Here is a 12,211-nt window from a genome sequence, read left to right as displayed (position 1 = left end):
AACTTGATTGGCCCATATTTCAGCCATGTGTGATTAGATAGCGCCTTATTGGCGCTGAAAATACGGCAAAATCTGGCCTCAACCATGCAATTTTTCTACGAGCCGCCTAAGCCCGACAGGCTGCTAGCTTTTGGACACGCCATGACCACAATTACTCCGCAAGAAAAAGCCGAAATTCTCTCGGAAGCCTTGCCTTATATTCAGCGTTTTTTTGATAAGACCATCGTCATCAAATACGGTGGTAATGCAATGACCGAACCCGAGTTAAAAGAAGGGTTTGCTAGTGATGTGGTGCTGCTTAAATTAGTTGGGATGAACCCCGTGGTAGTGCACGGTGGTGGCCCGCAAATTAATGAATTGCTTGATCGTATCGGTAAAAAAGGCGAGTTTATCCAAGGCATGCGTGTGACTGATGCCGAAACCATGGATGTGGTAGAAATGGTTTTGGGTGGCCATGTGAACAAGGAAATCGTTTCCCTGATCAATAAGCATGGTGGTAAAGCGGTGGGCTTAACCGGCCAAGACGGGCACTTTATTAAGGCCCGTAAAATGTATCTGAAAGATAGCTCGGATGAGCTACTGGATATTGGTCAGGTGGGTGAAATTGAATCCATCGATCCAACTATCGTGGCTCACCTCGACGCTGGCGATTTTATCCCTGTAATTGCCCCGATTGGCGTGGATAGAAACGGTGAAAGCTACAATATCAATGCCGATTTAGTGGCTGGCAAGCTAGCTGAAGTGCTGCATGCTGAAAAACTAATCATGATGACCAATACGCCAGGCGTACTCGATAAGGAAGGTAATTTGCTTACGAAGCTTTCTGCCAAACGTATCGATGAGCTATTTGCGGATGGCACGATTTCTGGCGGCATGTTGCCTAAAATTTCATCAGCGCTGGATGCCGCCAAGAGCGGTGTGAACGCGGTGCATATTATTGATGGACGAGTGAAACACGCGCTGCTGCTGGAAGTTCTGACCGAGCAGGGTGTGGGGACGATGATTCGCGCTAAGTAACTGATGTTAGGCAGAGCCAAATCCTGAACCACATAGAAAACAGAGTTTCACAGAGAAACCCGCGCTGATGGGTTTCTCTGTGTTTGTGGTTTAAGGTTTTGCACTCTATCAATCAAAAACGTGTTGATTCTTGTTTTTTTGCGAAAAGTAATCTACGTCTTCCTTGCATGTTACGTTTGGCCTACTAAAGTTAAAGCTCAAGTCATCAGGGAGATGCCCATATGAAAACAGCACACCAGCTGCTCGCAGAAAAAGCCATAGATAATATTTTGTCAGTTGCTCCGCAAGCTTCGGTTTATCAGGCCTTACAGCTGCTTGCAGAAAAAAATATTGGTGCATTGCTGGTGATGGAAGAAAACCACTTGGTTGGGATTTTTTCAGAGCGTGATTACGCCAGAAAAGTGATTTTGATGGGCAAGACTTCGGCAGGAACGCCGGTATCAGAAATTATGACGCGTAAATTACTCTGTGTGCCGCCATCGGCTACCATTGATGAATGTATGGCTATCATGAGCGAAAAACGCATTCGCCATTTGCCGGTTTTAGACGGTGATAAAGTATTAGGTGTGTTATCGATTGGCGATTTAGTGCGGGAAATTATCGAAGAACAAAAATTCACGATTGCCCAGCTAGAACACTATATCCATTCCTGAGCGGCCCGCTCAGCCACCCAATGAGACCAGCATGGCTGGTCTTTTTTTACGCTGAAACAATGAAACCAGTCTGGATTTTTGATCTCGATAACACCTTGCATAACGCAGACTTACATGCTTTTCCGGTGATTAACCGGGCAATGACGGCTTATCTTTCCCAGCATTTACAGCTCAGCGAGCAAGCCGCCATGGCTTTGCGCACTGATTACTGGCTGCGTTATGGCGCAACACTGCTTGGGTTGCGCCGCCACCATCCGCACATTAATCCTCAGCATTTCTTGCGCATGACGCATCCTTTGAACGAGCTGCTGATGGCTGTTCACCCCATGCCGGGCTTGGCCATGGCGATTCGTAGCTTACCGGGCGATAAATTGCTCTTCACCAATGGCCCTCGCCATTACGCGATTGCCATGTTGCTGGCGCTGGGAATCGATGATTGCTTCAGTGGCGTGGTGAGCGTAGAAGATGTTGATCTCATTCCCAAGCCGCAGATTGCGGCTTATCGCAAGCTCTTGGCGCGTTTTAAGCTCGATCCGCGCCACTGCATTTTGGTGGAAGATACCTTGGCTAATTTAAAAACGGCCAGGCGGTTGGGAATGAAAACAGTGTGGATGAACCCACGCAGCTACGGGGCCGGAGTGGTTGATTTAAGCATCACTAAACTGGCCGATATTGCCAAGCGCGGGAGATGGCTCTATGCGGGAAAATGACAAGGTGTTGCGAAGTACTGAAATTAAATGCCGTTGAAAATAGTAAATTTGCACACTTATTCTGCCTCGTGTAATTTAATTGGCATAAGGCATTGGCCAACTTATATAAAACATTGGAGAGCACCTTGGAAGCAGCACGTCAGCTATTTGAAGCCCTTAACCGCGATTATCTTGCTGTTCATAAAACTAAAGAAGATTTGTTTTGGGATACCTATATGGCCGTTTCTGACGATCATGATGGCTTTGCCAAGGCAGAAGAAGCATATAAAAACTTTATTTCTGATCCAGTAAAGCTGGCCGAAGTGCGCGATGCGCTGGCGCGTTTAAATCCAGAGGAAGCTGCTGAGCTTAAGCATGGCTTGCAAGGTTGGTTGGCGCTGTTTGAAAGCAATATTATTGATAGCGATGAAGCGCGCACTTTAATGAGCCAGTTAATTGCTCAGGAAGCCGCTTTGTTTGCTAAAAAGCGCGATTATGTGCAAACGCATATCAATGAAAAAGGCGAGCGCGAAGAAGCCACCCAAGGCATGTTGTCGACCAATATGGCGACCAACCCCTCTGAGGCGGCGCGTAAAAGCTCGTTTGATGCGATGGCTGCCCTTGAGCATTGGGTGCTGGAAAACGGCTTTTTAGAGATTGTGAAGCAGCGTAATGCCTTTGCTCGCGCTCAGGGTTTTCCTGATTATTTTGCGTATAAAGTGCGTAAAAATGAGCAAATGTCGGTCGAAGAATTATTCGCTATTTTGGATGATTTTGAGCTGCGTACCCGTGAAGCCAATCAGCGTGGCTTACAGGAGCTAGCACAGCAGCATGGAAAAGACGCGCTACTACCATGGAATTTTCGCTATACAGTGAGCGGTGATGTCGCCCGCCAGATGGACCCCTATCTTCCTTTTGCCAAAGGGCTTGAGCGCTGGGTAGAAAGCTTTCGCAAGCTGGGCATCGCCTATCGCGGCGCGACTATGCAACTGGATTTACTGGAGCGTAAGGGCAAGTATCAGAATGGCTTTTGCCATGGCCCGATTCCTTCTTTTTTTGAAGCAGATGGCAGCTGGGTAGCGGGGCAGATTAACTTTACGGCCGATGCCAAGCCTGATCAGGTAGGCAGTGGCGCACGCGCGATTAACACCTTATTTCATGAAGGTGGCCACGCGGCGCACTTTGCCAATGTGACGCAGAATTCACCTTGTTTCTCGCAAGAATTCGCCCCCACTTCGATGGCTTATGCCGAAACCCAATCGATGTTCTGCGATAGCCTGCTTGATGATGCAGATTGGCTAAAGCGTTACGCTAAAAACGCCGCTGGCGAGGCTGTGCCGGATGCTTTGATTAAAGCGCGTATCGAAAAAACTCAGCCTTTTGCTGCGCTCAATGAGCGCAATATTTTGGTCGTGCCGTATTTTGAGCGCGCCTTGTATTTGCTAAGTGATAGCAAGCTGACCGCCGAGAATGCGCTGGCGCTGGCTCGTAAATTTGAAATGCAAATCTTGGGCTTTGAGCAGGCAGGGCGGCCACTGTTGGCGATTCCGCATCTGTTAAATCAGGAATCGGCAGCGGCTTATCATGGCTATTTACTAGCCAATATGGCGGTTTATCAGACCCGCGCTTACTTTGAGCATGAATACGGCTATTTAACCGATAACTCAGCAATTGGTCCATTGCTGGCTAAGCATTATTGGTCCACAGGCAATAGTATTAACCACAACGCCACGCTGATCAGCCTGACTGGCGAAGCATTTAACGCCAAATATTTAGCCGATGCCTGCAATCAAACCGTGGAAGCTGCATGGGCCGATGCGCAAATGCAAATCAGCGCGGCTGCGAGCCGAGTCTATCCAGAGTCCCCATTAACAAATCTGGATGCGCATATTCGCATTGTGCATGGTGCTGAGCTATTGGCGGATAACACCCAATCAGACGCGCAAATGTTTGCGGACTTTGAGCGGGTAGTGAGCGAGCGTTATGGGGCTTGATGTTTGGGGGTGGATAGATGTATCAAGTTAGGTATTAGTCATATTTTCTACTACTTATTTGCAAGCATTGAATCATTCGTAGGGCGGGTGAAACCCGCGTATTTTTCAGCACCGCTCGCGGGTTTCACCCGCCCTACATGAAGTGCATTGTAGATATTGGCTTAGCTTGATGTTTATTGGGTTTTGTTCGGGAGTGGGGCGGGTAAAATCCCCCGACTCCCAATCAGCGCTGCGCCGTTGCCAGTAATCCACCTACTGTAAAGAAAGCCGCGCCGCAGCCTTGGTTAAAGCGCTTGATGCGGTTCGGGCCTTGTAGCCAGTTGCCTAGTTTTGCACCGCCTGCCGCGTAGGCAACTTGCCAGCCTGCTTCGATGATAAAAAAGCTACCTAGCAAAATAGCCCATTGCCCTGTTTGCGGCTGTGTTGTGTTGATAAATTGCGGCAAGAAAGCACCCGCAAATAAAATTGCTTTGGGGTTTGATAGCGCTACGGTGAGCCCTAGGCGAAAACGCCTTGCTGCCGAATCAGCTGTGGCATTGGGCATTTCTAAATGGCTCCCCGCTTTAAAGCATTGCCAGCCTAAATAAATTAAATACACCGCTCCGGCTAATTTAAAAATTAGAAACAGCGTAGCGGATGTAGCAAGGATGGTGGCCATGCCAAAGGCCGATAGCGCAAACAATAAGCCTAATCCAGCCAGTGCACCGCTCATGGTGGCCAGCGTCGCCTGCCAGCCATAGCGTGTGCCGTGCGATAGCATCAGCAGCATATTAGGGCCGGGGGTGGCGGAAATAAAAAAGGTGGTGGCAATAAAGGTTAGCCAGATGGTCATGCTCATGGGTTTATTCCTTTTTCGGGAGTATTTTTAGTGCCTTCGGCACGGTGTTTAGGTGCGGGAATCCCCCGCGTGGGCCTCACTTTCTTGCTTCGCCAAGAAAGTAAGCAAAGAAGGCGACCCCACGAAACACGAAAGCTCCTGCGCTGCGGACAATCGAGTCGGCGGCAGGCGGGATTGGCTCGTTCCTCGCTCCCTGGCCGAAACCCCGCCCCGCTTGTTCCTCGCTCCGGCGTGTTTCAAGGGGAAATTTAAGCCCCGTGCAACGAGCTGCGATACGAATTCTAATTGCTGGTTTTTTTTAAGATTTAAAATCTAGAAAACAATTTAATTCTAGGCTTGTTTTTCTCCGCGAAACTCCGTGTTCTCTGTGGACTTCGTGGTTCAAGGTCTGGGTTTATCGCATCAGCTAAATAATATTTAATCCCGGATGATCTCTCATGGGTTTATCAAGGTAATAGCCCTGTACCTGATCAATTCCCAGCTCGATCAACATATTAAAAATGGCTTCGTTTTCTACAAACTCGGCAATCGTTGTTTTACCCATTTCATGGGCCATGCTGACCATGCCGCGCACAAAGACCTGGCTGTCGTGATCGCTGATTAAGTCTTTGATAAAGAAGCCGTCAATTTTAAGCACGTCAGCTTTAAGTTGTTTTAAATAGGCGAAAGAGGCAAAGCCTGTACCAAAGTCATCAAGGCATACGGTGCAGCCTGTGGCACGCAGTGCATCAATAAAGCGTTCTGCATCGCGAATATCAGAAACAGCCGCCGTTTCGGTTAACTCAACCAATAATCTGGCCGGATTTACTTTATGTAGTTTGAGCTGCTGGCTGATATATTCGGGCATTTCCGGCTCGTCAAAAGAGCGGCCGGAGATATTGATGGCAATAGATGGAATATTGGCTTTTTTGCCCAGTAATTCAATCGTGCTGCGAATCACCCAGCGATCAATATCAATAATTTTGCCGGTCTTTTCCGCATGGGGAATAAATAGTCCCGGCATAATGATTTCATCGGGTTTTTGCAAATCTTTCATTCGCACCAGTGCTTCTAAGTGCGCTAGTTTGCGGGTTTTCGGGTAGTAAATACCTTGGAAATGTAGCTCTAAGCCATTGTTTTCCAGTGCCTCGGTAATCCGGTCTTTCCAGGAAAGGCGGGTAATGGCTGATCGGGATGGATCGGCATCCTGACGATACATACGCCAAGTGGATTTACCTGCCGATTTAGCTTGATACATGGCTGAATCGGCGTGGGCAACCAGCTCCAGCGAGTTGCTGGCGTGATTTGGAAACAAGGCTACGCCAACCGATGAAGAAGGGCGCAATACATGGCCTTCTACTGTAAATGGAATTTGCGAGATCGAGCTGACAATGCGCTCGGCCAGTTTGCTCACTTCAAACTCATTGCAATCAGGCACTAAAATTGCAAATTCATCGCCGCCAAGGCGTGAAAATACTTCATGGCGGCGCACTTGGGTACCTATGGTTTTGGCGATGCTTTTGAGTAAATCATCGCCTACGCCATGGCCAAAGGTGTCGTTGACGTGCTTAAACTCATCCAGATCAAAGAAAACCAACGCCATGGCGCTTTGTTTGCGATCGGCTTCAGACACCATGCGATCCAGCTCCTGCTGAAAGCGATGGCGGTTATAGAGGCCGGTGAGGGCGTCACGCTCGGCCAGCTTGATCATATGTTCGGAGATTTCACGCTGTTGCGTCACATCTTCGTAAATCCACATCCGCCCATTGGCGGTGCCTTGGCTATCCAATACCCTGAAGCCATGCTGGGTAATGACACGGCCATCGTTCATGGATAGCTCGCCAAAATCGACTTTATCGTCTGATAGCGCCAGCTCTTCAAGGTAGTTGGCAATGATATCGCCCAGTGCAGGACGGTTTTCGGCGATTTGTAGAATTTGGCCTATGGGCTTGCCCGGTAGTTGATTGCCCGGCCCCAAGCCCCATAAATCACAGAATGCAGGGTTGTGAAAGACCACGCGGTTTTCGTTATCCACAAACAGCACGCCAAAGCGCATGGCTGAGAGCAGGGCCGTGAGGCGGGCGCGTTCAGATTCGGCGCGTGATAAATAGCTTTGGCCCAAGGATTGAATTTGCCGTAATTCGATGACTGCTTTGCGTAGTGAAAGCCGATCTTCTTTTAACTCGCTGTTATCCCGGATACTGGCGCGTAAACCTAGGTAGTTATTGAAAGGGTCGTAAATGGGCTGCCATGAAACCGAGGCCCAGAAAGGCTGACCATCGCGGCGAACCGCGCGAAATTCAAAATCTTGAATCACGGTGCGATGCTCTAGTGCTTGTTTGAGCGTTTCTGTTACGCGGGCGCGCTCTTCAGGCATGGTGAGCGATAAGGGAAAATCGCCAAGCAGCATGCATTCATTGACTGAATAACCGGAAAGCCGCGTCACTGAGTCGTTAATCCAGACCAGTTGACCTTCTTCCGGGGATAGCCATAGCTCGGTGCTATGCGTGTAGTTGGCAATGGTATGAAATTTTTCTTCGTTCATGACCAGAGAATCGACACGTTCTTTAATCAGACTAGCCATTTCATTAAAGCGGCGGGTGAGCTGGCTGATCTCATCCTGACCATGGGAGAGAGGAGCTGCAAGCGTATCGTAATCACCTTGCGCGGCGTTTTCTGCGGCCTTAATTAAACGGTGAATATGCCGGGTGAGCCAAACGCCTAACAGCCCCATCATCAGGGCTGATAATAAAATGCCGACCACCATGGTGATGGCGTTTTGCAGTAGTAATTGATTTACACCGCCGCGCATAATTTCTGTGGAGATCCCAAAGCGTAATTCGCCAAAAGGCTCACCCGCAAATTCAATCGGTGTGGCGGCATGAATGAGGGTAGGAAGGGCGTGCTCCAGTGATAGCTTATCTACAGGCGGAAGAGGGTGCGCAATATCCCAGCCTCTTGCGGCGATAATTTGTTTTTTATTATTCAGTAAAATAATGTAATCAATGCCTTCGGCGGTGCGAATTCCTTCTAATAAATCAGCTGCCTGCGCCAGATTGCCGGTTGAAAGAGGTGTGGCAAATGCGGCATTGAGCAGCCTGGATAATTCCTGAACACGCACTTCTGTGGCATGGGTGGCCATTTCTGTCCATATTCTCGATGTATTGAGCAATAAAATGGCTAAGATTGTACATTGCACTAAGGTGCTGGCCACGATTAAACGTGTTCGAAGCGAATTAAAAAACGGAAGCGATGCCATGCAAACCTGTCGTGAAATGATTGCTTAATTTAGGTCAGGTGGCCTGAACGCCTGAAGCCACTTGATCGCTGTTTTATGCTAAAGCATCGTTAATAAATTAAATGTCGCCAAAATGATTTGGCGACGGGTGCAACGTCAATAATAATCAGTAATTGAAATGCCGTATATTTATTTACAAAATAGCGTTTAGTTGCGTAGTTGCTTAATAAATACTTTAGAGCGTCTTTGGTAATTGTAGAGCTGCTTTCTTTCAATTGGTAAAGCATCGACCGTAGCCAGTGCAAAGCCCCTTTCTACAAACCAATGAGCGGTACGTGTGGTCAGCACAAAGAGCTCGCGTACCCCAAGGCTTTTGGCGTGCTGTTCAATATGTTTAAGTAATTGCTCGCCCCGGTTGGCATCACGATAGTCGGGATGAATCACCAGACAGGCCATTTCTGCCATATGGCTTTTGGGGAAAGGGTACATGGCCACACAGCCCACGATTTTGCTGTCGTGCTCAAGCACAGAGTAGCGGTGGATTTCCCGCTCCAGCAGCTCCCGGCCACGCTTTACCAGCACGCCATCGTCTTCCAGTGGCTCAATCAGCGCCAATACACCGCCCACATCATCAATCGTAGCTTCACGCATGGTTTCGAGCGAATCCCTCGAGATCATGGTGCCTATCCCATCATGGGTAAACAGCTCTTTGAGCAGGGCTCCATCTACATGATGGCTGACCAAATGCGCCCGCGCCACACCGCTACGTACCGATTTAATGGCACAAGGCAGATAAAGGCGGATATCTTCGTGCGGGTGTGGATGTGTACTCAAAAATTGATCGGCTTGCAGGGCCGTTAGCTCGGTGAGCAGCTCGCCTGCTAAGTCTTCCACCCCTTGCAGGCCTAATAAAAAGATCAGCTTATCGGCCCGCAAAGCAATGGCGGTACTGGTGGCTACGTCTTCTAGCGGCACATTAAAGACTTCGCCTGTCGGTGAGTAGCCCAGCGTAGATAGCAGAACCAGCTCGCCATCATCCAGACGATAACGGATGGCGGTGGTGTCTACCTTGCGTACTTCGCCGGTGTACATCAGATCTAAGCCATCGCGAATACCCATAGGCTGCGCGGTAATAAAGTTGCCAGCAGAAACCCGGATATCCGCATTGGCCATGGGCGAGTTTGCCAGGCCCATAGAGAGCCATGATTCAATTTCCACTCTTACTTGGCCTACCGCTTGAATGACGCACTCTAATGTTTGTGCGTCGGTGACTCGTAAGCCGTGGTGATAGCGGGTTTCTAAGCCTCGCTCAGAGATACGTGCTTCAATTTGCGGGCGTGCGCCATGCACCACAATCAAGCGCACACCTAGGCTGGTGAGCAAATTGATGTCGTGGGTAATGGTGGCAAATTTGCCGTCTCGAACGACTTCTCCTCCCAAAGCAATCACAAATGTGCGGCCACGGAAGGCATGGATATAGGGGGCGGCCAGGCGAAATGACTGGACGAACTCATCGGCTTGCATGGTATTCCTAAAAAAATTATGAGCTTTGCACAAAGGATAACGTCAGCTAGAAAAATATAAAAGGATTGCAGTGTCTATATTGTAAAGACGCCACCGATAAGGAGCCCCGTTATGCTTGCATTAGGAATCCGGTTTTGCCTGATCTGTATCTTGCTTGCGGCGGCTGATGCAAAGGCTTTTGAGTGGCAAGTGAGCGCAGGTCAAGGCATACAGCCCAAGCATGTTGAGCAGCATCACTTGTTCCGGGTGGCATGGCGTACTGATTTACCTTGGTCGTGGTATGAAAGTAAAACAGGAAAATTGAGTACGGGTCTGGCAATGGGAGCCGGATTTTGGCGTGGTGACAGCCGCAATACGGGTGAATTATTTATTACACCCGAGCTGCGTTATGAATGGACACCGGAAGAAGAGGGCTTGCAGTGGTTTGTGGAGGCTGGCTTGGGCGGGCATTTGTTTTCCCGCACCGATTATGCCAAACGCGGCCCTTTTAGTACGGCTTTTCAGTTTGGCGAGCAATTGGGCGCAGGAGTTCGCTTTGGTGAGCGCAGATCACAAGATTTAACGTTGTTGTATCAGCACCACTCTAATAGCGATATAAAAACACCGAATTACGGTGCTGATTTTTTTGTGCTGAGGTACGGCTTTAAAATGTAAGGGAGTGCAGTACGCCAGCCATGAACAAAACGGCGTACTGCGCTCTTCGCTGAGCGACAAAAAACTGCTTCGAGTACGCCCTACATCTTCTTAATACGCCCCGCGCCCAGTCGCCACGGTTTTGATGGTTTTGCAGACAATCGCCACGTCGTACCAAAGATTCCAGTTTTTTACATACCAAGCATCCAGCGCCACGCGTTCGGCGTAGGTGGTGTCGTTGCGGCCCGATACTTGCCACAGGCCTGTTAGACCGGGGCGTGCTTCCAGATAGAAATCAACGTGATCGCCATAGCGTTCCAGTTCGGCAGTGATAATGGGGCGCGGGCCAACCAAGCTCATTTCGCCCTTGATCACATTCCAAAGTTGCGGGATTTCATCGAGGCTGGTTTTTCTTAAAAACTCGCCAATTGGTGTGATGCGTGGATCATTTTTAAGCTTAAAGTCTTTATCCCACTCGGCACGGGCCTCGCTACTGCTGGCGAGCAGTTTTTCTAGCACCTCTTGGCTATTAGAAACCATGGTGCGAAATTTCCAGCACTTAAATGGCTTGCCGTTAATGCCGACGCGCACATGGCCAAAAAAGATACTGCCAGGGCCACCTTGGCGTTTAATTTGCAGCGCCACATAGGCAAGTAAAGGTGAAAGCAGCAGCAGACCCACACTAGCACCAAATAAATCGAAAGCGCGTTTTAAGGTGGTCAGCGATTTAACTGACAGATTATTACGCACGCGTAGCAGCAGCACTTCATGGCTAAAGAAATGATGCGGCACTACGCCAAATAGCGGCAAGCCCGCGATCGGCGGGATGATGTGCATATCTTTGTATTTAAGCGAGAGCAGCTCAATTTGCGGGCCAAGACGGCGCAGCTCGTCTTCATCTACCGCCACAACGACATGAGGGCGGCCATTTAGATCCAGCCATGATAAAAGCCCCGCTTCATCGAGCTGAATGACTGGCCGAGTCTTGCCATCAATAGCCAGCTCGGCGGGATCATTTTTATTAATCGATAAAAAAGCCTGCACTTCAAAACCCAGCTGGCGTTCGCTATGCATGGCGCGGCAGGCATCGATGGCATTGCTGCTGGCCCCGATAATTACTGTTGGCAGCTGCCACAACGTTTTAGACAACAGCCAGTTTTTCATTTGCGAGCGTAAAAACGGCAAGAGCAGCAGCGCTAAGCTCCAGGACATCGGCCATAAAAAGCGCGATACCGTGAATTTACCCAGCAGCACCAGCATGCCGTTTAATAATGCCGCTAAGAGTAGGGCGCGTAGGATTTCCAGCAGCTCATCCCAAAACGGCAGGCGCAGGCTGTAATGGCCACGCCACCAAAAGTTGCCCACGGTGAGTAAGGCCAAAAAGAGAAAAGCGGTACTTTGCTGCGAGCCTTCCCACCACCACCAAGCGACAAAGTCGCCACCAATTCTTTGGTGGCGGAAAAAACTCAGCATGGCCAGCGCCACGCAAAATGACGCGGTAAGCGCAACAAAATCGGCCAGCGCCAATAAAGGCTTGGCCCTTTCGGCTTGTAAATGCTTATTCATTTTACTTCCTGATGTTTAAAGCAATTGTAGGGCGCACTCGAAGCGCTGCGTGCGACGGCTTTTAGTCGCGCGCGGAGCGC

General features: G+C 49.3%; 9 protein-coding genes. 5 read left to right on the top strand and 4 right to left on the bottom strand.

Annotation, left to right across the window (positions count from 1 at the left end):
• Nucleotides 1-141: 141 nt before the first annotated feature.
• The 4 genes from argB to ACFQNF_RS08010 all read left to right on the top strand — a co-directional run bounded on the left by argB (nucleotide 142) and on the right by ACFQNF_RS08010 (nucleotide 4,353).
• Nucleotides 142-1,017, top strand: a complete 876-nt coding sequence (gene argB / locus ACFQNF_RS08025; protein ID WP_046352625.1) for an acetylglutamate kinase — start codon at nucleotides 142-144, stop codon at nucleotides 1,015-1,017.
• 221 nt (nucleotides 1,018-1,238) lie between these two features.
• The gene (locus tag ACFQNF_RS08020; protein WP_380187484.1) at nucleotides 1,239-1,670 is read left to right on the top strand and encodes a CBS domain-containing protein; all 432 of its coding nucleotides are present in this window, start codon (nucleotides 1,239-1,241) and stop codon (nucleotides 1,668-1,670) included.
• A 59-nt stretch (nucleotides 1,671-1,729) separates the two neighbouring features.
• The gene (locus ACFQNF_RS08015; RefSeq protein WP_380187483.1) at nucleotides 1,730-2,380 is read left to right on the top strand and encodes a pyrimidine 5'-nucleotidase; all 651 of its coding nucleotides are present in this window, start codon (nucleotides 1,730-1,732) and stop codon (nucleotides 2,378-2,380) included.
• A 125-nt stretch (nucleotides 2,381-2,505) separates the two neighbouring features.
• Entirely contained in the window at nucleotides 2,506-4,353 is a 1,848-nt protein-coding gene (locus ACFQNF_RS08010) for a M3 family metallopeptidase (RefSeq protein ID WP_380187482.1), read from the top strand.
• A gap of 223 nt (nucleotides 4,354-4,576) precedes the next feature.
• Here ACFQNF_RS08010 and ACFQNF_RS08005 read toward each other — a convergent pair whose 3' ends face one another.
• The 3 genes from ACFQNF_RS08005 to argA all read right to left on the bottom strand — a co-directional run bounded on the left by ACFQNF_RS08005 (nucleotide 4,577) and on the right by argA (nucleotide 9,932).
• Nucleotides 4,577-5,191, bottom strand: a complete 615-nt coding sequence (locus ACFQNF_RS08005) for a LysE family translocator (protein ID WP_380187481.1) — start codon at nucleotides 5,189-5,191, stop codon at nucleotides 4,577-4,579.
• Nucleotides 5,192-5,597: 406 nt separating this feature from the next.
• On the bottom strand, nucleotides 5,598-8,312 hold the full coding sequence (locus ACFQNF_RS08000; protein ID WP_380187480.1) for an EAL domain-containing protein: 2,715 nt from the start codon (nucleotides 8,310-8,312) through the stop codon (nucleotides 5,598-5,600).
• A gap of 303 nt (nucleotides 8,313-8,615) precedes the next feature.
• A complete protein-coding gene (gene argA / locus ACFQNF_RS07995) occupies nucleotides 8,616-9,932 on the bottom strand; it encodes an amino-acid N-acetyltransferase (RefSeq protein ID WP_380187479.1) in 1,317 nt (438 codons plus the stop codon).
• 111 nt (nucleotides 9,933-10,043) lie between these two features.
• Here argA and ACFQNF_RS07990 point away from each other — a divergent pair, with 111 nt between their 5' ends.
• On the top strand, nucleotides 10,044-10,586 hold the full coding sequence (locus ACFQNF_RS07990) for an acyloxyacyl hydrolase (protein ID WP_380187478.1): 543 nt from the start codon (nucleotides 10,044-10,046) through the stop codon (nucleotides 10,584-10,586).
• A 90-nt stretch (nucleotides 10,587-10,676) separates the two neighbouring features.
• Here ACFQNF_RS07990 and wbaP read toward each other — a convergent pair whose 3' ends face one another.
• Entirely contained in the window at nucleotides 10,677-12,131 is a 1,455-nt protein-coding gene (wbaP, locus tag ACFQNF_RS07985; RefSeq protein ID WP_380187477.1) for an undecaprenyl-phosphate galactose phosphotransferase WbaP, read from the bottom strand.
• Between the last annotated feature and the right edge of the window lie 80 nt (nucleotides 12,132-12,211).

The sequence above is a fragment of the Iodobacter arcticus genome, from assembly GCF_042664895.1.
Classification (GTDB): domain Bacteria; phylum Pseudomonadota; class Gammaproteobacteria; order Burkholderiales; family Chitinibacteraceae; genus Iodobacter; species Iodobacter arcticus.
This window is presented reverse-complemented; position numbering and strand designations above follow the sequence as displayed.